Raw genomic sequence first — 21,432 nt, 5'->3', positions numbered from 1 at the left:
GCCCATGACCGGCTCGCACTGCCCCAGCTCCCAAGGCCCCGGCCCCCACCCCATGGCCCGCCGCGGTCTGTTCCGGGCGGGCCTCGCGCTCACCACCGTGGCCGTCGCGGCCGGCGCGTTCTCCGCGCCCGCCGCCTCGGCGACCGCCGACAGCGAACGACACGGCACGGAAGCCGAGTTGACCGAGCTGGAGCAGCGGCACGGTGCCCGGCTCGGCGTGTACGCACGCAACATCCGCACCGGCCGGACCGTGGCACACCGGGCGGGGGAGCGGTTCGCGATGTGTTCGACGTTCAAGGCGTTCGCCGCCGCGGCGGTGCTGCGGGACCACGGCGGCTGCGCGCCACTGGAGAAGGTGATCCACTATCCGCCGCACGACATCCTGCCCAACTCGCCGCGCACCCAGGAGCATGTCGACACCGGAATGACGGTGGCGGACCTGTGCGCGGCGGCGATCCAGTACAGCGACAACGCGGCCGGCAACCTGCTGCTGCGCGAGATCGGCGGACCTGCCGGGCTCACCCGCTTCTTCCGCTCGCTCGGCGACGGGGTGAGCCGGCTCGACCGGTGGGAGACGGACCTGGGCAGTGCGATCCCCGGGGACCCGCGCGACACCACGACCCCGCAGGCCCTCGGCCGCAGCTTCGCAAGGCTCACCCTGGGCCGGGCACTCGCCCGCGCCGACCGGGAGCGGCTCGTCGACTGGCTGAAGGGCAACACGACCAGCGCCGCGCGGTTCCGCGCCGGACTGCCGCGCGACTGGGTTCTGGCGGACAAGACCGGCACCGGCGACTACGGGACCGCCAACGACATCGGCGTGGCCTGGACGACCCGGGGGACGCCGCTCCTGCTGACCGTGCTGTCGGCCAAGAACACCCGGGACGCACCGGCCGACGACACGCTCGTCGCGGAGGCGGCGCGGATCGTGGCCGGCGTCCTGGCACCGGGAGAGTAGCGGCCCCGCGTCATTCCGCTGTTCAACTGTCTGGATATGAGGTGACCGGCAGCACGGTTTCCCAGTACCGCCAGTAATATGATCCCCTTATTCCGGGTGTACCAGTCAGTCAACTTTGGCGCTGTCCCAGGACGCGCCCGGCCCGGAGAAGTCCATGTCTTCTGTCAACGACGCGTTGGAGAACGCGCGCTTCACCTACGAGCAGCACATGCGCACGTGCCGTCAGTGCCATGCCGACCGCGCGGCCTGCGCCGTGGCCAAGCATCTCCTGCGGATCTACAACCTCGCCCGCAGGGACCACATGCGCGCGGGAGGGCAGCACACGGCGTCCGGCTGACGGCAGCGGGCCGCCAACGGCTCACCGGGCTTTTCGGCCGGTGCGATCCGGGAACCCGGTCGGCTGTCCTGTCCGCCCGAGACACAGGAGGCCACCGTGACGGACCAGCACGGTGACCGGCCGGACCCGGTCACCCAGCACGCCCGCCCGGACTTCCCCTCACAGGACCAGCCCCATCCGGGCTGGACCGGCCCGATGGACCCGCCGCCCGACCACGGCGAGGAGTCCTACCGCGGCGTGGGCCGGCTGGACGGCCGTAAGACCGTGATCACGGGAGGGGATTCCGGCATCGGCCGGGCGGTGGCCCTCGCCTTCGCCCGTGAGGGCGCCGACGTGCTGTTCACCCATCTCGCCGAGGAGGAGGACGAGGCCCGCGAGACGTCCCGGCTGGTGGAGGAGGCCGGACGCAAGGCGGTCGCCGTCTCCTGCGACATCCGCGAGGAGGACAACTGCCGAGCGCTGATCGAGCGGGCGGTCGACGAGTTCGGCCGCATCGACGTGCTCGTGAACAACGCCGCCTACCAGATGTCCCAGCCGGACGGCATCGAGGCGATCAGCACCGAGCAGTTCGACCGGGTCATGCGGACCAACCTGTACGGCATGTTCTGGCTCACGAAGTTCGCGCTGCCGCACATCCCGGCCGGCGGCTGTGTCATCAACTCGACGTCCGTCCAGGCGTACAAACCCAGCCCGCACCTGCTGGACTACGCGATGACCAAGGGCGCGATCGTCACCTTCACGCAGGGGCTCGCACAGATGGTCGCCGAGCGCGGCATCCGGGTCAACGCGGTCGCACCGGGTCCGGTGTGGACGCCGCTGATCCCGTCGACCATGCCGGACACCAAGGAGTTCGGCAAGCAGTCCCCGCTCGGCCGCCCGGCGCAGCCCGCCGAACTGGCCCCCGCCTACGTCTACTTGGCGTCACCCCAGGCGAGCTACATCACCGCCGAGATCCTCAACGCGACCGGCGGTACACCGCTGCCCTGAGCTCACGCCTCGCCGTACAGCGCCGCCGCGTTGGGCCGGGGCGCAGGCGCGTGCCGTGCCGCGGGACCTTTCGCGAACGTCCGCAGGAGGTTCTCCGTGGTGCGGGTGACGAAGGCGCGGGTACGGGCGTCCATGCCGTGGTCCCGCCCGAACACGCCCGTCCCGGCCACCAGGCCCTCCACCCAGCGCATGGTGCCGGTCGCGAACACGCCCGCGCCGCCGGCCGCCGTGTAGTACGCCGAGTCGCTGTGGCTGGGCCGGCCGCCGCAGACCAGCGGGGAGTGCGCGGTGACCTCCAGGGGCCCCGGGGTGGGGGTGCCGGGGGTGACCCGGTCGTACTCGACGCCGACGAGATGGGCGAAGGAGTCGCCGGAGCGTACTCCGGTGCCGTCGTACAGCCAGTGATCGGCGGCCTGGACGACATAGGGCGCGTCGACGGGATACCCCTCGTAGAGCACGCCGGTCAGCGAGGACTCGGGATCCGCGGCGGGCGGGAGCCGGTAGTCGGTCGTCACCAGGGCCGGCTGCGAGCCGTAGCAGGGGTCGGCGCGGTAGTCGGTCTTGTAGCAGACCACCGTACGGTCGTCCGCGGCCTGTCCGGCCTCCAGCCGGACCCGGCGGAAGCAGGTGTTCGCGCCGAGGAAGGCGATGTTCGTGCCGGCGTCGCGGGCAGCGGTCACATGGGCCCGCTGCTGTGGCGTCCAGTACTCGTCGTGCCCCAGGCAGACCACGGCGTGCGCACCCCGCAGCACCCCCGGGTCCCGGTGGACGTCGACGCCCGTGCTGTAGGCGAGCGGGATGCCCAGGCGTTCGGCCAGCACCACCAGCGCCCACTCGTACACCAGGAACTTCTCGGCCCCGCCGCCGTCGTAGGGGCGGTCGAAACTCACCGCGAGGGAGCGGGTGGCGTACGCCCCGGAGGTGCCGGCATAGAGGCTGCTGCCGCCCCAGCGGTTGTACGCCTGCCAGGTCGCCGGGGCGTGCACCAGGACCGTGCGGCCCGCGCCCTCGGCGGAGCGGACGATCAGCGGCACGTACCGCTGGTGGCCGGTGTCCGCCTCCAGCCGCAGCAGGTAGGCGCCCTCCGGCCAGCCGGAGGTGTGCACGGGCAGCGTCCTCGGCCAGTCGGCGCGCACGGTACGCGTCGCGGGCAGCACGCGCGGGGCCGGCCGGGCGCGGCCGGGTATGCGCTCCGACGCCCAGACCCGGCGGGCCTGCCGGCCGCCGTACCAGCCGACCCGGAACGCGGAGACACGGAAGGACGCGGCGGTCGTCGACACGTGCAGCCCGCACGTCTCGCCCGGTGCGACGCTCACCCGGTCCGTGTAGCCGGCCACGGCATCCGGCGGCCCGGTCGGCCCCAGCCGCCAGTCGGCGGTGCCCGGCGCGTCCTGCTCCGCCTCGGGCCGCAGCCGCCGCCCGCCCCGGCCGGTCGTGTCGTGCGGACGCGGCGGCGCAGCCGTGCACGCGGCGGCCGTGCCGAGGCCCAGACCGGCGCCCAGGGCGAGAAAACGCCGGCGGCCGAGGCCGTCGGACGGGGCCGTTTCGTGTCCCGGAGCCACATGACCTCCCGAAGGCGTGCCCGTTCCAGCGTTCCGGCGCCTGCCCGCGCCCCGCAACCCCACGACGGGCCGGAAGGGCGGCGGTGGCGGGGCCGCTTCCGGGGCGGCGAGGCACCGCGGCCGCGGCCGTCCGGGTGACGGGGTCAGGTACGGAACCCGATGTGCACGTGGTCGTGGTGCGTCGGATCGCTGAAGAACCGACCGGCTGCGCCGCCCGGCAGCAAGGGACCGCCCACGTTGTACGACCCTGCGGCCGCCGCGTCCCGCATGAACCGCTCGATCAGACCGCGAGGCGTCGCCGGGCCGACGACCGCGTGACCGTCGATCCGCCATACGTCGAAGGTACGGCCGCGCGGATGGTCGCTGGGCCGGCCGGTGCCGAACACGTTCAGCGGATGCCCGGAGCGCACGACGCTCACCTCCAGCCGGTACCCCCGCGCCAGCGCGCGCATCGCCCGGGCCACACTGGTGTGCACCTGACCGCTGCGCAGGTCCGCCGCGGCGGCGGGCGGCAGCACGATCCGGTCGTCGGACAGCACACCCATCACCTCCGGTGCGAGCGACCGTGCGGCCGGTCCGGGGTGCGCCGGATGCAGGGCGTCGACCGTCCAGCCGTGCCCCGACCGGGACAGGCGTACGTCGACGGTCGTCCCGCCGGCGCCCACCGTGCCACCACGCCGGGTCCACTGCCGGCACACCACCAGCACGCTGGCCGACCGGGACAGGATCCCGCCGTACTGCGCGTCCACGACCTGCAGCGCCGCCTGGTCGGCCGTCGGCAGCAGCGGCCGGGCCTGCCCCACGAGGTCCCCCGGCAGCCCGAGCGCCGCGACCCGCGCGCGTGCCGCCGGGACTCCGCCGTGCCCGTCGCCCCACGCCCCGATCGCCTCCACCAGCTGCACGGCACGCTGCTTCGCCGCAGGCTGGACCTCGGCGGACCCGGGCCGCCAGGGCGTGGTGCGGGGCAGACCGGAAGAGGGCGACGCCGGGGAGGAGGACGCCGGCCTGGTCGGCGACGCGGACCCCTGGGGCGGGCGCTCGGCCGGAGCGCTGCTGCTGGAGCAACCCGCCACGCCGAGCGCGACACCGGCCAGGGCACCGAGCACGGCACGCCGGCCGGGCGGGGGAGCGCCGGGCGCACACGCATGGGTCATACGGCCCAGTGTCCGGCGCGCGATCCGCGTTCGGCGACCGCGAGCACCGAACGCACCGCCGACCGCGCCCCCGAGGCCGTCCGGGGGCGCGGTCACCTGGGGTGGTACGGGCTCAGACGGTGCCGTGCTGCCTGCGGCGCAGCGTCAGGTACGTGCCGGTCGCACCCGCGGCCAGCAGCGCGCCCACGCCGAGGCCGACCGGCAGGACCGGGAAGCCGGAGGCGTCGGTCGATGCGGCCGTGTTCTGCATCGCCGGACCCGGGGTGATGCTGGTGAGGACCGGGGCGATGTGCCGGACCGGGCCGACGTGCCGCACGGAGCCGTCGGAGTTCAGCAGCACCTGCTTGTTGTTCGGGTGCCGGAAGTCGAACATGCCCGCCAGCGAGCCGGCCGTGGCGTCGAAGGAGTGGTCCCCGATCCGGCCGGTGCTCCAGTTGTCCTCGATGAACCGGGTGATGGACGCCTGGTTCGTCAGGGCGTGGTCGACCTTGTTCACCTTGCTGTACGGCGAGATGACGAGCAGCGGCTGGCGGGTGCCGGGGCCGCAGCGGTCCGCGTAACCGCCGGCCGCCTTCGGGCCCTTCTGGCAGGCCGGGCTGTCGGTGGCCTTGCCGTTGGAGCCGAGCGAGGTGTCCGTCGAACCGTTCCTCGGAGTGACGTAGGCGTGGTCGTACCAGCCGTCGGAGTCGTCGTAGGCGACCACGACCGCGGTGGACTTCCACTGCGGCGAGCTCTGGATCGCGTTGATCTGCTGTACCAGGAAGTGCTGTTCGTCGACCGGGTCGGAGTAGCCGGCGTGGCCGTCCTGGTACGCCCCGGCCTTGACGAAGCTGACGGCCGGCAGCTTGCCCGCCTTCAGCGCGGCGGAGAAGTCGGTCAGGTCGTAGTTGTGGTTGGCCTGGCCGTTGTGGCCGATCTCCGAGACGCTCTTCGGCGGCAGGTGGTGCGGGTTCGCCGTCGACTTGTAGTACGCGAACGGGTTGTGGTGCGGACTGTAGTCGACCACGGACGCGCCGCCCAGGTTGGTGTGCGTGGTGTCGCACTTGGCGTACGAGCCGGATGTGCCGTTCCATGCGGTCGAGGGACGGAAGCCGCCCTGGAACCAGCCCCAGGTCACCTTCCTGGCGTTGAGGAGGTCACCGATGTTCTTGCCCTGCATCGACGCCAGCGCGTTGCTGCTGGTGTGGTCCTTGCCGGAGCAGTCGTCCCAGGCCGGGTCGGGGTCGTTGATCATCGTGCCGACCCCCTTGGCGTCGGGCGACTGGACCGCGTACGGGTCCGGCTTCGCCGTCTGCTTGCCGGTGACCGGGTCGACGGAGATGACACCGTGCGTGTTGCCGGAGACGAGGTTCAGGGCGCCGGGCGTGGACGGGCCGTAGTTCGAGCTGTAGGAGCGGTCGCTCAGGGAGTAGTGCTGGGCGTAGTTCCACAGTGCGGTGACGGTGTTGCCGTCGTAGTAGTCCATCGCCAGGCCGGGTTCGCCGAACAGGCCACCGCTGCACTTGTCGACCTCGGTGTTCTGCACGAACTGGTCGGCCCTGCCGCCGTTGTAGGCGTACTGCTCGGGGCCGTAGGAATGGTTCTGGTCGCAGGTCATCGCCTGGGACGGGGACAGCCGCTTGGGCGCGTACTGGTTCGGGTTGTGCTCGAGCAGTCCGGCGTGCGCGAGGGTGTCGATGTTCTTCGGGGTGTTCTTCGCCGGGTGGAACTTCGTGCCGTCGGTGTTGGCGGCCTTCGGATACGTGGCGAAGTAGTGGTCGAAGGAGATGTTCTCGTCGAAGAGCACGACGACGTGCTTGATCGGTGTTGCGGTCGAGACCTGGCTTGCGGACACGGCCGCCCAGCCGGGCGCATTGCTGCCGAGCGCGGTGAGCGCGGCGGCTCCCGCGAGCGCGCCCAGAGTGCGCAGCGCGGCTCGTGTTCCTCTGCTGGCCATGGTGGACTTCCCCTCCGGACTTAACGTTTCTGCGTCGTACGGGCACGGATGCTGCGCCCGTTGCGGGGCGCGTCGGCTGAGCCATGATGACCTGTGGGTGAACACCGAGTCAGGGATGTTGGGGCAAAACTTGACTGTGTGTTGACCCGGTCGGCCGCCGAGTTGTCCGGACAGGTTCAGCCCAACAGCGCACGCCCGTACCAGTCCGAGGCGTCCCGTACCCCGGGCAGCGCGAAGAAGTAGCCGCCGCCGAAGGGGCTGATGTAGTCCGTGAGCGGCTCGCCCGCCAGCCGGTGCTGCACGGTCTCGAACTGCCGCTTCAGGTCCTGCTGGTAGCAGGAGAAGAGCAGGCCCATGTCGAGGTTGCCGTTGGCGTCCATGCCCCGGTCGTAGTTGTAGGCGCGGCGCAGCGGGCGTTGGCCGGCGGTGCCGGGCGTGCGCGGATTGGCCAGGCGTATGTGCGCGTCCAGCGGGATGACGTCACCCTTGGGGTCGTCGGCGTACTTCGGCGTGTCGTGCTCGTGGTCGCCGTCCAGCGGCGCACCGGAGGAGCGGGAGCGGCCGAACATCCGCTCCTGCTCGCTGAGCGAGACCCGGTCCCAGAACTCCACCAGCATCCGGATCAGCCGTACGACCTGGTAGCTGCCGCCGACCGCCCAGTCCGGCTCGCCCACGCCCTTGCCCACCCACACCAGCTGGTCCATCTCGCGGGCGCTCGACGCATCCGGGTTGGCGGTGCCGTCCTTGAAGCCCATCAGGTTGCGTGGGGTGCCCGACGGCCGGGGCGGGCTGGAGAAGCCGTCCAGCCGCCAGCGGACCTGCATCCCGCCCCGGGTGTGCCGGGCGATGTCACGCAGCGCGTGCAGGGTGATGTCCGGCTCGTCGGCGTGCAGTTGGAGGCTGAGGTCGCCGTGGCACCAGTCGGTCTGCAGGTCGTCGTCGGGGAAGGCGGGCATGGCGGTCAGCCGCCGGGGCCTGCGAGCGGCCAGCCCGAACCGGTCGTCGAAGAGCGAGGCGCCGACGCCGACAGTGACGGCCAGTTGACCGGAGGGCAGCGGGTCGCCGAGGACGCCCGAGTCGGCGGGCGGAGCGGTGATGCCGGCCGGGGAGGGCGTCCCGCCCGAGGTGAGGAAACGGGCCCGGTCGGTGAGCGTGCGCAGCAGGTCGGTGAGTTCCGCCCGGCTCCCGGCGGTCACGTCGAGGGAGGCGAACACGCAGGTCCGGCGCGGGGCCGCGAGGATCGACGCCTGGTGGACGCCGTGGAAGGGAGCGATCGCGGGGCCGGTGCCGGCCGTGCTGACCGGGGCGGCGGCGCTGGTGGCGAGGCCGGCCCCGGCGACGGCGGCGCCGCGCAGGAAGCGGCGCCGGCCGAGGCCGTCGGATCGTCCGGCATCCCTCACCCGGTCGCTCGGACGGCCGTTCATACGGTCCTCCGCGGGTCGCACAGGGTGGCCACCGACGCCAGCCGCTCCACCAGGTCACCGAGGACCGCGTCGATCTGTTCCCGCCGGGCGCGGCTCAGACCGCCGAGCGGGGTCCAGCGGTCGCCGTGCCGGGAGCCGTCGAGAGCGTGCCGGGCTCGCTCCAGGTCCTGGTCGAGCCCCGGCAGACCGGCGTACCGGCTGGTGAGCAGCGGGCGCAGCCGGGACAGCACCTCGCGTGTGCCGTCGAGGTTGGCGCGGGCGGTGGCGAGGTTGCTGCCGCTGCCGTAGTCGGTGCGGCCGGTCAGCTCGAACTGCACGGTGTTCTCCAGGATCTCGTGCGCGCGCAGACCCAGCTGGGCGGGGTCCATACGGGTCTGCGACCAGCTGTCCCGCAGCCCGGTCAGCGCCTTCACCAGCGCCGCCGCCGGGGCGCGCAGCCCGGCGGCCGACTCACCGTGCCACAGCCCGTACTCGACGCGGTGGAACCCGGCGAAGTCCTTGTCGTGCACCCCGCCGGGCAGGCCCGCGTCGGTGCCGTTGATCTCTGTGTCCGCGTCCCCGAAGGCGTCGTACGCCGCCCCCAGCCGCTCGTACTGCAGATGCGCAGGCAGCCACGCCGACCGGGCGGCGGCGAGATCGCCCCGCTCGATCGCGTCCCTGAGCCTCGTGGTGAGCCGTACGGTGTCGTCGAGGCCGCCGCCGACCCACTTCTGGTAGCCGAGGGCGGGCGGGATCAGGTCGTGCTGCGTGACCGGTGCGGCGCCCGGACCGCGCTGCCCGGCGGTGATGCGCACGCTGGGCCCGGTGACGGCGTCGGCGTCGTCGGGCACGCACTTGAAGGCGTACGTCCCCTTGCCCAGCCGGACGGTCAACTGCCGTGTGGTACCGGGGCCGATGCCCTCCACCTCGCCGTACACGACCTGGCTGCCCGGGTCCTCCAGGTACACCTCGGCGGCGCCGTCGGAGGAGTTGTGCAGGTCGAAGGTCCGCACCCCGGGCTCGGGCCGGGTCCAGCCCCGGCCGCAGCGGCTCTCCGACACGTCGATGACGATGTGCCCCGACGCGGCACCGCCGGCCCGGCCGTGCCGCGACCCGCCCGGAGAGACCGCCGACAGCGCGCCCGCGAGGGCCACGGCGAGGACGACGAACACGGCGGGGGCCGTCCGGAGCCGGACGGACCGCGTGCCGAGGCGAGGCAACGGCATGGCGAGCCTTTCCGGGACGACGTACGCAGCGGCCTCATGGTAGACACCGTCCGGATCCGAACAGCTGTCCCCAGACGTCGATGGCCGAAAATTTCCCCGGGGTTCACCGCTGCACGGCTCCTGCAGGAGCCATGCACCGCGGCCCGTTCAGCGGACCGGGAAACCGAAGGAGTAGCCCTGCTGCTTCAGCCACGGCAGCAGGGTGCGCAGCGCGGCCACGGTCTGCGAGCGGTCGCCGCCCGCGTCGTGGAAGAGGATCGTCGGCCCGTTGGACAGCTCACGCTGGACGGTGGCGACGATGGCCTGGGCACCCGGCCGCTCGAAGTCCTTGGAGTCCACGTTCCACCCCAGCGGCCGCATGCCGTGCGAGGCCGCCAGCTGCCGGCTGTACGGGGTGAAGGCACCCCCCGGAGCCCGGTAGTACATCGGCCGGACGCCGCCGGACGCCTTGGTGATCTGCCGCTCGGCCTCCAGGACCTGCTGCGACTGGTAGGCCTCGGACTTCTTGTCCATCGTCGTGTCGTGGGACACCGTGTGGTCGCACAGCCGGTGCCCCGCCGCCACCACCTGCCGGACCAGCTCCGGATGCGCCTGGGCCTGCGGGCCGACCATGCAGAACGTCGCCTTCACACCGTTGGCGCGCAGCAGTTGCAGCACCTGCGGGGTCCACCTCGGGTCCGGACCGTCGTCGATGGTGATGTTGACCGCGTGCGCGCCCCCGTCCGAGGCATGGGCGATGTCGGCGGACACGGCCGCGGCCTTGGGCGCGGTGTGCCCGGACGAGACACCCGGCCGCGGCGCGCCGCCGCCCGGCTGTCCGGCCTGCGCGGTCCACACCGATGCGGCCGCCGCCACCGCCGTGACCCCGAGCGCCGCCGCGATCACCCGGCCGTGCCATCCCCGTCCGCCATGCCGCGCCATGCCCCGCCCCGTTCCGTCCCGAATCCCTGTGTGGTTGTGCACCTGGTCTCTGTGCACCTGTCAGGACGGCCGGGGTTGAGCACGGGATCCGGCTGTTACAGATCACGGACAATTCCGGGGCGTTTCCGCAACAGAACACTCCGTTCCGTGGCCCGAGCGGGCTCAAGGGGGAGGACTGCGGGCGCAAAGGGGTACCCCGTGTCTACGACCACCGCAGTACTACGGCCCAGGTCCGAGGGACGAGGTGATCCGGATGCCGTCACCAGCAGCGCGGTCGGACGACACGGCCGGCGGGCCGCCACGGCCCGAGGCACTGACGAGGATCATGCTCAGGCCGGTGGCCAGCAGCCTCCCCCTCGGCTTCTTCGCCTTCGGCACCGGAAGCATTCTGCTCACCGCCGCGCAGTTGTCGTGGGTGCCCCTGGCCCAGAGCCGGCCGCTGATGCTGCTGATTCTGGTGTTCGTGGTGCCCCTGCAGATGCTCTCCGGGATCTTCGCGTTCCTCGCCCACGACAGCGGCGCCGCCTGTGGCCTGTCCGTGCTGGGCTGCGCCTGGGCGGGCAGTGCGCTGGTCACCCTGTCGGAGCCGCCGGGCCGGCTCAGCCCCGGGCTGGCCGTGTTCCTGCTGAGCATCGCCCCGCTCATGCTCCTGCTCAGTGCCGCCGCGGTCCCCGGCAAGCCGCTGTTCTCCGTGCTGCTGCTGATCGGAGCCTGCCGTTTCGTTCTGACCGGCATCCACCAGGCCGGTGGAGCGGCCGTGCTGCGCACCGCCGCCGGCTGGACCGGCGTGGCCCTCGCGGCCTTCGCCCTGTACGGCGGCTTCGCCCTCCTGCTGGAGGACACGGCGCAGCGCACCGTCCTCCCGCTGGGCCGGCGGGGCCGCGCCCGTACGTCGCTGCAGGGCGACCTCGGCCACCAGCTGGACCAGGCGGAACGGGAGGCCGGCGTACGGCGGCAGCTGTGAGCGGGAGTCCCGCGCCCACCTCATGGCCGACTTGACGGTTGGCTGGTGGGGGGCGTTCGTCCACCGGGCCTGGTCCGACGGCGAAGTGGTGATCGGCCCAACCGGCTCCAGGCAGCCGGGTGTTGCACGGGATGCGGCCGGTGGCGGGCGGTGGAAAAAGGAGGCGCGGGGCCGGGGCGGCTGTGGCAGGGTGGCGGGCTGTGAGAACCGCGGCGGGCCGGCCGGCTCGGCAGGGGTGCGGTCTCTTCTGTCAGGAGCATTCGATGACGACACCGCCGGCACGGCTCCTTCCGCTGCTGGACCAGTTCGACTTCGCCTGCGAGCGGCTGCTGCACCGCCTGGCCGGGCCCGTCATGGACAGCGGCGACGGCGCGGAGACCAGGGTCGAGCCGCTGACCGACGACGAGTACTTCTGGCAACCCGTCCCGGGCTGCTGGACGGTCAGACGACGCACGGACGGGCCCGGACCGCGAGCGGCCTGCCTGGCCGGCGCAGGCCCCTGGGGTCGCGATGCCGCGCCGTACCCGCACCCCTGGCCACCGCCCGTCACCACCCTCGCCTGGCGGCTGAGCCACCTCTCCGAGATGCTGTCCCTGCGCGCCGACCACACCGCCGGCAGCCGCTCGGCGACCCGGGAGAACCATCCCGTCAGCGGGGACGCCGCCGACGCGATCGCGGCCTTCGAGACCGGCGCCGCCGACTGGCGGCGGGCACTGCTGGGCGCCGACGACGCGGCGCTGGACACGGTCGGGTACTGCGCCTACCCCTACGGCAGCGACCCGGAGGAACCCTTCCTCGACATCGTCTGGTGGGTCAACCAGGAAGTGCTGCACCACGGAGCCGAGATCGCCCTGCTCCGCGATCTGTACCGAGCGGGCCGTCCGTCCTGACGGCCACGGCCGGCTCACTCCCCGCCCAGTGCCGCCCGTACGATCGCCGCGGCCGCCGTGCCCGCGGCCCGTACCGGTTCGGTGCTGCGCGCGGCCCGGCCCAGCATGAAGGCGCCCTCCAGCAGGGCGATGACCGAGCTTGCCGTCTCCCGGGCGGCGGGCCCGGGGATCCCGCCCTGGGCGTAGTACGCGGCCAGGTGCTCGATCCAGCTGTCGAACACCTCCGAAGTGGCCTGCCGTAGCGTCTCGTTGGTGCTCGCGACCTCCATCGCGACCGTCGCGATGGGGCACGGGTCGGCGAAGTCCAGCTCGGCGAGCGTACCGGCCGCGGCGGCGAAGGCGTCGGCGGTGGCCGCGACCCGGTCCTCGTACGGCGTCATCAGCGCGGTGATGAGCCCCAGGTAGACGGCGCCCGAGGTGCGGATCACCTCCTCGCCCAGCTGGGCCTTGCCGCCGGGGAAGAAGTGGTAGATCGAGCCGAAGGGCGCACCGGCGGTCTCGGCGATCTGCTTCATCCCCGTGCCGGTGTAGCCCGAGCGCCGGAACAGCTCGGTGCCGGCGTTCAGGATCCGCTGCCGGGTCTCGTGGGTGCTGATCGCCTTGCTGTCGCTCATGGGGTGGCACCTCCGGGGCAGCCGCTGTTGCCAAAGGACGGTCGGCGTCTATTCTGTCACTAGAACGATCTATCAAGAGTCGGGGACGGTCGTGGCAGCGGCCGGACGGGGCGGAGGCACGGGCATGCCGGAGATCGAGCTGAGCGCGGGCACCATCGACTACCAGGACACCGGAGGCGACGGCCCCGCCGTGCTCCTCGTCCACGGCCTCGGCTTCGACGACTCGGTCTGGGCCGACGTCGTCCCCGCCCTGCGCCCCGACTTCCGCGTCCTGGTCCCCGTGCTGCCCCTCGGCAGCCACCGGCGCCCGATGCGGCCGGACGCGGACCTGTCCGCGCACGGCATCGCCCGCCTGCTCGCCGAGTTCATGGACCGCCTGGACCTGCGGGACGTCACCCTCGTCCAGAACGACACCGGAACGGCCCAACTCCTCGTCGGCGTACGCGACGAGCGCATCGCCCGGCTCGTACTGACCTCCTGTGAGGCCCTGGACAACTACCCGCCCGGCATCCAGGGCCGGATCCTGTACGCGGCCGGCAAGGTGCCCGGCGGTCTCTTCCTCCTCCTGCAGTCCTTCCGTTTCCCCGCCCTGGCCCGCATGCAGACCTCACTGGGCGGCATGGCGAAGAAGCGGCTGCCGAAGGACCTCATCGCCCGCTGGTACGGCCCGCTCCTGAAGAGCCGTCACATCCGCCGGGACTTCGGCAAGTTCTGCCGTACGACCCGGAAGGACTGCTACCTGGAAGCGGCCCGGAACCTTCCGGGGTTCACCCGCCCGGCGCTGGTCGCCTGGGGCGCCGAGGACCGCATGATGCCGCCCGCCACGGGCCGCCGACTGGCCGGGCTGCTGCCGAACGCCCGCTATGTGGAGATCCCCGACGCCCGCACCCTGGTCCAGTTGGACAATCCGGCCGTCCTCACGGAGGAGATCCGCCGTTTCGTCAAGGACCACCCTCTGCCCGGGGAGGGGTGACACGGTCGCCGGCGGGGACGGGCCCCGTCCCCGCCGGACGTCATCCTTCGAGTGAGACGTACAGTCGGGTGCCGCCGGGCCGGAAGCCGACCCTCTCGTAGACGCGGCGGGAGCCCTCGCCGGAGTACTCGAGCCACACCGACCGCGCTCCGTGGCCGAACATCGTCTCGGCCAGGGCCGAGGTGACCGCGGCGGCGATGCCGCGGCCCCGGTATGCGGGAAGGGTGCCCACGCCGGCCAGTTCTGCGGTGCCCTCTGCGGGCGCCGAGCACAGGGCGCCGCCGGCGCAGCCGCCGTCGGGCGTACGGACGAACCGGACGGCTCCGCCGCCCTCCGCGGTGCGCCGCAACCGCGCCGCGCCTTCCGGGGAGGGCTCCCACTCACCGCCGAAGGCTTCGGCGAGCGCGATGTCGAGCTCGGTGTAGTCGGCCTCCGTGGCCGGGGCCTCCACATGGACCGGGCCCGCCGGGCCGTGTCCGAAGCGGGGCACGGCCAGCGTGGCCGGAGTGCAGACCAGGTACTCGTGCACCGCCTCCGTGCCGAAACCGGCCCGGCGCAGCGCGGGTTCGACGGCGGGCGCGGCGTCCGGGGCGAACTCCAGGCGGGGTCGCAGCCCGCGCTCGCGGAACGCGGTGATCAGATCGGCGACGTCCCGGTCGGTGGGCTCGGCGCCGGGGCAGGGCGTGGCGTAGTTGATGTACGGACTGGTCGTCGAGGGATCGAACCCCACGACGAAACCGCCGACTTCACGCGCCGCCGGGCGGCGCAGGAGATGGGCGACGGCAAAGCGCTGGACATCGGTGCGCATGGTGAAGACCTCACGGTGAAGGCGGCCACGGGCTGTTGTGAGCCGGGCGCGGCCGGGCATGGGGGAACGGCCTCTGCGAGGAGGCGGGCGGTGTGCTGGACACCGCGTCGTCGGACCGCCGTGAGGGAATGCGGGAGATACCGGGAGAACGCTGCCGCGGGGCAGACGGCTCAGTATCGGCGGCGGCCGCTGATGGACGCCGGAACCATGGACTTCAGTCCTTCGTGAAAAGTGGTCGGATGTGCTGTCGAACGGGAAGGATCTTGCCACGCACGGGCGGACATGACAACTGCCTCCCGGGCCAACGGGCAACGTGCGGAGACGACATGAAGATCCGCGCCCGCATGAGCATGAGCGCCGACGGCAGCCGGCCTCCGCTGCCCGGCCGCCCCGCGAGCCGGCGCTGATCCTCAGCGGCTCGATCGCTGGGCGGCCACGATCGCGTTCAGCGTCGGTTCCGCCCCCGCCAGCCGCTGCACCCGCTCCGCGAACCCCGGGAACTGCGACGCGACCTTGGTGAGGAACCGCAGCTCGACGGGCGCCACGTTGATCTCGGCGACATCGCGTTCGATCGCCCGCGTCACCCCTTTGCAGACCCGCTCCGGGGAGACGGTGCGGACGCCGCCGGGCGTGGCCGAGCCGGTCTTCGCGAACATGCCCAGCTCGCGCACGAAACCCGGCTGGACGATCGAGACGCCGACGCCCGTGCCGTGCAGATCCTGCCGGAAGGCCAGTGAGAAGCCGCGCAGCCCGAACTTCGTCGCGTTGTACAGGGACGAGTACTTGGTGGCCGCCATGCCGGACAGCGACCCGACGAAGCAGATGTGCCCGCGTCCGGCGGCCACCATGCCGGGCGCGAGCAGCCGGGCGAGCACCGCGGGGGCGCGCAGGTTCACCGCGAGGGCGCGGTCGATCTGCTCCGGGGTGTAGTCGAGGACGTCGCCGCTGGAGGGCAGGGCCGCGTTGGCGATCAGGATGTCCGTACCGGCGGCCTCCTCCGCCAGCCGCCGCACGTCGTCCGGGTCGGCCAGATCGGCCGGAATGGTCCGGGCGCCGTAGCGTTCGGCGAGGGGTTCGAGCGCCTCGGAACGCCGGCCGGTGAGCACGAGGCGGGCGCCGCGAGTGGACAACTCGGCGGCGAGCGCGCCCCCGATGCCGCCGGTGACGCCGGTGAGCAGAACGGTTGACCCGGCAATGTCCACGACTACCCTCCAGTCCTGTTCGTTCGAACGAACAATAGGGAGCCCGGGCGGCCCTGTCCACCGGGGCATGTCACACGGGGTGGAAGAATGCACGGCATGCCGCATGCCGCCCCCACCGCGCCGACGCGCCAGCGCATCATCACCGCCGTCCTGCAGATCATCGGCGAGGACGGAGTCGCGGCGGTCACGAACCGGCGGATCGCCAAGGAAGCCGGGGTGTCGCTCGGTTCCGTCACCTACCACTTCGAGACCCAGCACGAGCTGCTGCGGGAGAGCCTGCTGCACTTCGTGCGCGAGGAGGCGCGGCACTTCACCGAGCTGGCCGAGCAGTGCCAGACGGAGGGCCTGGACATCGAGGACGCGGCGTCCCTGGCCGGCCAGGTGGCCTGCGGCTCGGCCCTGGACAGCGCCCATCTCGCCCCCTTCGAGCTGTATCTGCACGCCGGACGCGACGAGCGCCTGAGGGAGGCGGCGGCCGAGGCGTTCCGGGCCTACGATCTGCTCGCCGCACGGATCCTCACCGCGCTCGGCGTCCCGGACGCGGAACGCCTCGCCGCCACGACGGTCGCCCTCGTGATGGGCCTGCAGCTGCGGCGTCTGGCCACGGGCAGCCCCGCCGACGACCTGGTCGACGCCCTCCTGCTGCTGGTCCGCGGGACCGCCGACCGATCGCTCCCGGCCGGTTCAGGACAGCCGGCGGCACAGTAGGACGCCGGTCCCCGAGCGGCTGTTCACCCGGTGCTGAAGGCGATTGGGGCGGCACACGCGCCGTCCCGGCCGGCGCAGTCGCCGCCCGGGTCTACAGGGCCCGGGCGATGAGCAGGGCCACGTCGTCGTGGTCATCGGGGTGGCGCAGGCCGTGCAGCAGGACGTCGCAGGTCTCCTCCAACGGCCTGTCCGGCTCGCCGAGGAGGTCCAGCAGCGCGTTCAGCCGGTCGTCGATGGGGTGCTGACGGGTCTCCACGAGGCCGTCGGTGTACAGCACCAGCACATCGCCGGGCCGCAGCGCGACGGTGGTCGTCTCGAACCGTACGCCGCCGACCCCGAGCGGCGCCGCGGCCGGCAGGTCGAGGAGCCTCGGCGCGGCGCCGGGACGCGCGAGGGCGGGCGGCATGTGTCCGGCGTTCGCGACGCTGCACCGCCCGGTGCGGGGGTCGTACGCCGCGTACAGGCACGTGACGATGTAGTGCTCCAGATCGCAGGTGATCTTGTCCAGGTGCTGGAGGACGGCGCCCGGGTCGAGGTCGAGATCGGCATAGGCGCAGGTCGCGGTGCGCAGCCGGCCCATGGTGGCCGCCGCGTCGATCCCGTTGCCCATGACGTCGCCCACCACCAGGGCGGTCTTGTCGCCGGTCAGCGGGATGACGTCGTACCAGTCGCCGCCGACCTCGCTGGTGGCCTGCGCGGGCTGGTAGCGGGAGGCCAGTTCCAGGCCCGTGTGGTGCGCCGAGTGCTCCGGCAGCAGACTGCGCTGCAGGGTGAGGGCGGTGTTGCGGACGCTCTGGAACCAGCGGGCGTTGTCGATCGCGACGGCGGCCCGGCCGGCGAGTTCGACGGCCAGGACGACGTCGTCCTCGTCGAACGGCGCCGGATTACGGGTCCGCTTGAGATCGAGGGCTCCGAGCACCTCGCCGTGGGCGATCAGCGGCACGGCGAGATACGAGTGGACGCCGGCCCGCGCCAGCAGGGCACCGGCCTCGGGATCCCGGGCGATGCGCGGCAGATCCTGCGGCCCGACGTGGCGTACCAGCACCGGCCGTCCGGTGTGGACGCACAGGGTGACCAGCCGGTCGCCCTCGTATGCGGCGAGGTCGCCCGGAGAGTCGGCGGCGTGCAGCGCCACCGTGGGATGGGCCGCCTTCAGCGCCAGCGCCCGGAAGATCTCCGGGCCGTTGTCCCGTCTGCGCATACGGCAGGACAGGGCGGAGTCGAGGACGTCCACGGCGACCACGTCGGCCAGCGCGGGCGCGGCGATCTCGGCCAGTTCACGGGCCGTCTGCTCGACGTCCAGCGCGGTGCCGACCCGCGCGGAGGCGTCCGCGATGAGCGCCAGGCGCCGCCGCGCCCGGTCGGCCTCGGCCGCCGCGCGGTGCCGCTCGGTGACGTCGACGACCGAGGCGGCCGCGCCCAGCACCCGCCCGCCGGGATCCTCCAGCCGGTAGAAGGACAGCGACCAGGCGTGCTCGTGGCCGGGATCGGCCGACGGACGGCCGACGTGGTACTGGTCCAGCAAGGGCGTACCGGTGGTGAGAACCTGGCGCAGCGCGGACTCGACGGTGTCGACGTCCGGGAAGGGCAGGGTCTCGCGCAGACGGCGGCCGATGTGGTCCTCGGCGGGAATGCCGTCGATCCGCTCCAGCGCCGGATTGACCAGGAGGTACTTCAGCTCGGGATCCAGGAGGGCCAGACCGATCGGGGACTGGTTGATCAGCTGCTCGCACAGCGCCAGATCCGTCTCGACGCGCTGGAGCAGGGTGTGGTCGGCCGCGATGCCCAGCGCGTAGACGTCCCCGAGGTCGTCCAGCAGCCGCATGGTCCGGAACTCCGTCAGCCGGCTGCCGCCGTCCTTGTGCCGCACGGGAAAGGTGCCGGCCCAGCCCCGGCCGGTCTCCAGCACCTCGGTGAACAGACTCACCACGGCCTGCAGATGTTCCGGATGGATGAGCAGGCGCGCCGCGTGTTTGCCGAGGGCCTCCTCCGCGGAGTAACCGAACAGGTCCTCGGCCTGCGGGGTCCAGAAGACGATCCGGCCGCGGGTGTCCAGGGCCACCGCCGCCACGCTCAGTACGTCCAGCAGCCCGGTCGGCCGGGGCAGCCCGGTGCGCTGTTCGTCATGGCCGGTTTCGAAGGAGTCCACTGCCATGCCTGCTTCACCTCCACCGGCCGGGCGGGCGCGCGCAGGCGCTGACGACCGGTACTCCCATGGTCCCACCGCCCCGGTCCGGCCCCACCGGACGGCGGGCCATGGACCGTCCGGCCCCTGCACATCACCGGCCGAACTGGCTCATAGTGGTGTATGGGTGTCATCGATGGAATCTCCGCGAGGGGACTTCGCCGCGACCTCACCCGGGGAACCGGGTGATCTCTTCGACGCGTCGACCGACGCGGCCGCGGTGATCTCCGTACACGGCGTGGTGCTCGGCTGGACCCGCAGCGCCGAAGCCCTACTCGGCTACGCGGCCCCGGACGTCCTGGGCGTCAGCGCCGCGCGGCTGCTGGGCATGCCCGAGGACCCCGCACGGCTCGCCGGCATCGTGGAACGGTGCAGCACCGGAAACGGCTGGAGCGGGCAGATCGCCGTACGGCACCGTGACGGCCGCCCCCTCGACCTTCAGTTGCGGGTCTCGGCGTCCTTCCCCCTCGGCGACACCGAGTGCTTCCTGGTGTCGGCCCGCGAACAGCGGCAGCGGTGGACCATGGGCCAGTCGGTGCTGGACGGGTTCCTGACCCGCGCACCGATCGGCATGGCCGTCATGGACACCGAGCTGCGGTACGTCTGGCTCAACGACACCCTGGAACGGTTCGGCGGCGTCCCCCGGGACGAGCGGCTCGGGCGGCGGCTGAGCGAGCTGCTGCCCGGGATCCAGGCGGAGTCCCTGGAGAGCCTCATGCGCAAGGTGCTCGCCACGGGCCTGCCGGTGACCGACTACGAGTACCAGGGCTGGAGCTGGGCCGACCCGCACCGCCGGCACGCCTACTCGACCTCGTTCTTCCCCCTGGTGGACGCCGACGACACCATCACCGGAGTCTGCTACATGGTCCAGGACGTCACCGAGCGGTGGAACACCCGCCAGCTGCTGACCATGGTCAACGAAGCCGGCACCAGCATCGGCACGACACTCGACGTACTGCGGACCGCCCAGGAACTCGCCGACTTCGCCGTCCCGCGCTTCGCGGACTTCGTCATCGTCGACCTGCTGGAACCCGTGCTCAGCACCGAGGGCCACGGAGCATGGCTGACCGACGCGGGACCCGCGCCCGCCCGGCCGGTGATGCGCCGCGCCGCACTGCGGTCGGTGCGCGAGGGCTGCCCCGAGGCCGTCGCACGGGTCGGCGACCTGGTCCACTTCCTCCCGCCGCCCCACGACGGGAGCCTGCTCACCGAGGGCGAGCCGCTGCTCATCCCCGTCCTCGAACCGTCCGACGAGCTGTGGGTCACCCGGGAGCCCGAACGTGCGGACCGCATACGCGAGTTGGGCCTGCACTCGCTCATCGCCGTGCCGATGCGGGCCCGGAACACCGCCCTCGGCCTCACCACGTTCGCCCGGTCGCTCAACCCCGTCTCCTTCGGGCCCGACGACGTCCTGCTGGCCCGGGAGCTGGTGGCCCGCGCGGCTGTGTGCGTCGACAACGCCCGCCGCTACACCAGGGAGCACGCGGCGGCGCTCACCCTGCAGCGCAGCCTGCTGCCCCCCGCCGTGACGGGCGGCACCGCCCTGGAGGTGGCCTCCTCCTATCTGCCCGCCGACCCCTCGGGCGGTGTCGGCGGCGACTGGTTCGACGTGATCCCGCTGTCCGGCGCCCGGGTGGGCCTCGTCATCGGCGACGTGGTGGGCCACGGCATCACCGCGGCGGCGAGCATGGGCCGGCTGCGCACGGCGGTGCAGACCCTCGCCGCCATGGAGATGCCTCCTGACGAACTGCTCGCCCATCTCGACGACCTCGTGCTGCGGCTCAGCGACGAGGAGACCGCCGTCGGTGCGGCCGCCCGCAGCACCTTCATCGGCGCGACCTGCGTCTACGCCGTGTACGACCCGGTCAGCATGCGGTGCGCGATGGCCCGGGCCGGACACCCGCCGCCCGTCGTCGTGACACCGGGCGGACCCGCCCGCTTCGCCGAGATCCCCGCCGGACCCCCGCTCGGACTGGGCGGCATGGCCTTCGAGGCCACCGAGATCGAACTGGCCGAGAACAGCCTCTTCGGCCTGTACACCAACGGTCTGATCGAGGGCCCCGACCGCGACGTGGAGCGGGGCATGGCGCGGCTCGGGGCGCTGCTCGCGCACACCGGGGAGGACCTCGACGCGCTGTGCACCTCCGCCGTGCGGCAGCTCGTGCCGGTGCCGCAGCCCGACGACATCGCCCTGCTCCTGACCCGCACCCACGCCCTCGGCGCCGACCGGGTCGCCTCCTGGGACGTACCCGCCGACCCGGCCGCCGTCGGCGTCCTGCGCGCCCAGGCCACCCGCCAGGTCGCGGACTGGGGCCTTGAGGAACTGGCCATCACGACGGAACTCGTGGTGAGCGAACTCGTCACCAACGCCATCCGCCACGCCACCCCGCCCATCCGGCTACGGCTCCTCCGCGACACCCGCCTCACCTGCGAGGTCACCGACGCCAGCAGCACGGCCCCCCGTCTCAGGCACGCCCGGATCACGGACGAAGGCGGTCGCGGGCTCTTCCTGGTGGCCCAGCTCACCCAGCGCTGGGGCGCCCGGTACACCGGCGACGGAAAGGCCATCTGGGCCGAACAGGAGATCCCCTGACCCCGGATTTGCCT

18 protein-coding genes are annotated in these 21,432 nt (G+C 72.7%); 8 read left to right on the top strand and 10 right to left on the bottom strand.

The window, feature by feature from the left end; translation table 11 throughout:
* Window positions 1–4 precede the first annotated feature (4 nt).
* From bla to ACIGXP_RS18990, 3 genes are all read left to right on the top strand, one after another.
* Window positions 5–955, top strand: coding sequence for a class A beta-lactamase (bla, locus tag ACIGXP_RS19000; protein ID WP_399769648.1), 951 nt, complete (start codon window positions 5–7; stop codon window positions 953–955).
* Between the two features lie 154 nt (window positions 956–1,109).
* A complete protein-coding gene (locus ACIGXP_RS18995) occupies window positions 1,110–1,292 on the top strand; it encodes a hypothetical protein (RefSeq protein WP_363220707.1) in 183 nt (60 codons plus the stop codon).
* Between the two features lie 96 nt (window positions 1,293–1,388).
* Window positions 1,389–2,279, top strand: a complete 891-nt coding sequence (locus ACIGXP_RS18990) for an SDR family oxidoreductase (RefSeq protein ID WP_363220706.1) — start codon at window positions 1,389–1,391, stop codon at window positions 2,277–2,279.
* Between the two features lie 2 nt (window positions 2,280–2,281).
* On the opposite strand, the gene ACIGXP_RS18985 is transcribed toward ACIGXP_RS18990, so the two are convergent.
* The 6 genes from ACIGXP_RS18985 to ACIGXP_RS18960 form a co-directional block, all read right to left on the bottom strand.
* A complete protein-coding gene (locus ACIGXP_RS18985) occupies window positions 2,282–3,841 on the bottom strand; it encodes a N,N-dimethylformamidase beta subunit family domain-containing protein (RefSeq protein ID WP_399769645.1) in 1,560 nt (519 codons plus the stop codon).
* 143 nt (window positions 3,842–3,984) lie between these two features.
* Window positions 3,985–4,995 carry a hypothetical protein gene (locus ACIGXP_RS18980; protein ID WP_399769643.1) on the bottom strand — a complete coding sequence of 337 codons (1,011 nt, stop codon included), beginning with the start codon at window positions 4,993–4,995 and terminating at the stop codon, window positions 3,985–3,987.
* A 112-nt stretch (window positions 4,996–5,107) separates the two neighbouring features.
* Window positions 5,108–6,931: a phospholipase C gene (locus ACIGXP_RS18975; protein ID WP_399769641.1), complete on the bottom strand. Its 1,824-nt coding sequence runs from the start codon at window positions 6,929–6,931 to the stop codon at window positions 5,108–5,110.
* A gap of 176 nt (window positions 6,932–7,107) precedes the next feature.
* Complete coding sequence (efeB, locus tag ACIGXP_RS18970) at window positions 7,108–8,355, bottom strand: iron uptake transporter deferrochelatase/peroxidase subunit (RefSeq protein ID WP_399769639.1); 1,248 nt, start codon at window positions 8,353–8,355, stop codon at window positions 7,108–7,110.
* Window positions 8,352–9,560: an EfeM/EfeO family lipoprotein gene (locus ACIGXP_RS18965; RefSeq protein ID WP_399769638.1), complete on the bottom strand. Its 1,209-nt coding sequence runs from the start codon at window positions 9,558–9,560 to the stop codon at window positions 8,352–8,354. The genes efeB and ACIGXP_RS18965 overlap by 4 nt, the downstream gene beginning before the upstream one ends.
* A gap of 147 nt (window positions 9,561–9,707) precedes the next feature.
* On the bottom strand, window positions 9,708–10,481 hold the full coding sequence (locus ACIGXP_RS18960) for a polysaccharide deacetylase family protein (protein ID WP_399769636.1): 774 nt from the start codon (window positions 10,479–10,481) through the stop codon (window positions 9,708–9,710).
* A 253-nt stretch (window positions 10,482–10,734) separates the two neighbouring features.
* Here ACIGXP_RS18960 and ACIGXP_RS18955 point away from each other — a divergent pair, with 253 nt between their 5' ends.
* Both ACIGXP_RS18955 and ACIGXP_RS18950 read left to right on the top strand, forming a co-directional pair.
* Complete coding sequence (locus ACIGXP_RS18955) at window positions 10,735–11,445, top strand: GPR1/FUN34/YaaH family transporter (protein WP_399769634.1); 711 nt, start codon at window positions 10,735–10,737, stop codon at window positions 11,443–11,445.
* A 263-nt stretch (window positions 11,446–11,708) separates the two neighbouring features.
* Complete coding sequence (locus ACIGXP_RS18950; protein WP_399769632.1) at window positions 11,709–12,335, top strand: DinB family protein; 627 nt, start codon at window positions 11,709–11,711, stop codon at window positions 12,333–12,335.
* A 14-nt stretch (window positions 12,336–12,349) separates the two neighbouring features.
* On the opposite strand, the gene ACIGXP_RS18945 is transcribed toward ACIGXP_RS18950, so the two are convergent.
* Window positions 12,350–12,949, bottom strand: a complete 600-nt coding sequence (locus ACIGXP_RS18945; RefSeq protein ID WP_399769630.1) for a TetR/AcrR family transcriptional regulator — start codon at window positions 12,947–12,949, stop codon at window positions 12,350–12,352.
* A gap of 124 nt (window positions 12,950–13,073) precedes the next feature.
* Here ACIGXP_RS18945 and ACIGXP_RS18940 point away from each other — a divergent pair, with 124 nt between their 5' ends.
* Complete coding sequence (locus tag ACIGXP_RS18940; RefSeq protein ID WP_399769628.1) at window positions 13,074–13,922, top strand: alpha/beta fold hydrolase; 849 nt, start codon at window positions 13,074–13,076, stop codon at window positions 13,920–13,922.
* A gap of 40 nt (window positions 13,923–13,962) precedes the next feature.
* On the opposite strand, the gene ACIGXP_RS18935 is transcribed toward ACIGXP_RS18940, so the two are convergent.
* Together ACIGXP_RS18935 and ACIGXP_RS18930 are read right to left on the bottom strand one after the other, a co-directional pair.
* Window positions 13,963–14,730, bottom strand: a complete 768-nt coding sequence (locus ACIGXP_RS18935; RefSeq protein ID WP_399769626.1) for a GNAT family N-acetyltransferase — start codon at window positions 14,728–14,730, stop codon at window positions 13,963–13,965.
* Between the two features lie 410 nt (window positions 14,731–15,140).
* Complete coding sequence (locus tag ACIGXP_RS18930) at window positions 15,141–15,932, bottom strand: SDR family NAD(P)-dependent oxidoreductase (protein WP_399769624.1); 792 nt, start codon at window positions 15,930–15,932, stop codon at window positions 15,141–15,143.
* A gap of 96 nt (window positions 15,933–16,028) precedes the next feature.
* On the opposite strand from ACIGXP_RS18930, the gene ACIGXP_RS18925 reads away from it, so the two are divergent.
* Window positions 16,029–16,640: a TetR/AcrR family transcriptional regulator gene (locus ACIGXP_RS18925; protein ID WP_399769622.1), complete on the top strand. Its 612-nt coding sequence runs from the start codon at window positions 16,029–16,031 to the stop codon at window positions 16,638–16,640.
* Window positions 16,641–16,731: 91 nt separating this feature from the next.
* Here the strand turns inward: ACIGXP_RS18925 and ACIGXP_RS18920 are convergent, their stop codons facing one another.
* Entirely contained in the window at window positions 16,732–18,795 is a 2,064-nt protein-coding gene (locus ACIGXP_RS18920) for a SpoIIE family protein phosphatase (RefSeq protein WP_399769620.1), read from the bottom strand.
* A 166-nt stretch (window positions 18,796–18,961) separates the two neighbouring features.
* Between ACIGXP_RS18920 and ACIGXP_RS18915 the strand changes: the two genes are divergently transcribed.
* Window positions 18,962–21,418, top strand: coding sequence for a SpoIIE family protein phosphatase (locus ACIGXP_RS18915; protein WP_399769618.1), 2,457 nt, complete (start codon window positions 18,962–18,964; stop codon window positions 21,416–21,418).
* Window positions 21,419–21,432 lie beyond the last annotated feature (14 nt).

The organism is Streptomyces sp. NPDC053069, from assembly GCF_044546895.1.
GTDB lineage: Bacteria > Actinomycetota > Actinomycetes > Streptomycetales > Streptomycetaceae > Streptomyces.
This window is presented reverse-complemented; position numbering and strand designations above follow the sequence as displayed.

Coding starts and splice junctions, on each gene's coding strand:
- ACIGXP_RS18945 (WP_399769630.1), bottom strand. CDS start 12,949: ATGAGCGACAGCAAGGCGATCAGCACCCACGAGACCCGGCAGCGGATC.
- ACIGXP_RS18950 (WP_399769632.1), top strand. CDS start 11,709: ATGACGACACCGCCGGCACGGCTCCTTCCGCTGCTGGACCAGTTCGAC.
- ACIGXP_RS18995 (WP_363220707.1), top strand. CDS start 1,110: ATGTCTTCTGTCAACGACGCGTTGGAGAACGCGCGCTTCACCTACGAG.
- bla (WP_399769648.1), top strand. CDS start 5: ATGACCGGCTCGCACTGCCCCAGCTCCCAAGGCCCCGGCCCCCACCCC.
- ACIGXP_RS18940 (WP_399769628.1), top strand. CDS start 13,074: ATGCCGGAGATCGAGCTGAGCGCGGGCACCATCGACTACCAGGACACC.
- ACIGXP_RS18915 (WP_399769618.1), top strand. CDS start 18,962: ATGGAATCTCCGCGAGGGGACTTCGCCGCGACCTCACCCGGGGAACCG.
- ACIGXP_RS18965 (WP_399769638.1), bottom strand. CDS start 9,560: ATGCCGTTGCCTCGCCTCGGCACGCGGTCCGTCCGGCTCCGGACGGCC.
- ACIGXP_RS18975 (WP_399769641.1), bottom strand. CDS start 6,931: ATGGCCAGCAGAGGAACACGAGCCGCGCTGCGCACTCTGGGCGCGCTC.
- efeB (WP_399769639.1), bottom strand. CDS start 8,355: ATGAACGGCCGTCCGAGCGACCGGGTGAGGGATGCCGGACGATCCGAC.
- ACIGXP_RS18955 (WP_399769634.1), top strand. CDS start 10,735: ATGCCGTCACCAGCAGCGCGGTCGGACGACACGGCCGGCGGGCCGCCA.
- ACIGXP_RS18920 (WP_399769620.1), bottom strand. CDS start 18,795: ATGGCAGTGGACTCCTTCGAAACCGGCCATGACGAACAGCGCACCGGG.
- ACIGXP_RS18935 (WP_399769626.1), bottom strand. CDS start 14,730: ATGCGCACCGATGTCCAGCGCTTTGCCGTCGCCCATCTCCTGCGCCGC.
- ACIGXP_RS18980 (WP_399769643.1), bottom strand. CDS start 4,995: ATGACCCATGCGTGTGCGCCCGGCGCTCCCCCGCCCGGCCGGCGTGCC.
- ACIGXP_RS18960 (WP_399769636.1), bottom strand. CDS start 10,481: ATGGCGCGGCATGGCGGACGGGGATGGCACGGCCGGGTGATCGCGGCG.
- ACIGXP_RS18925 (WP_399769622.1), top strand. CDS start 16,029: ATGCCGCATGCCGCCCCCACCGCGCCGACGCGCCAGCGCATCATCACC.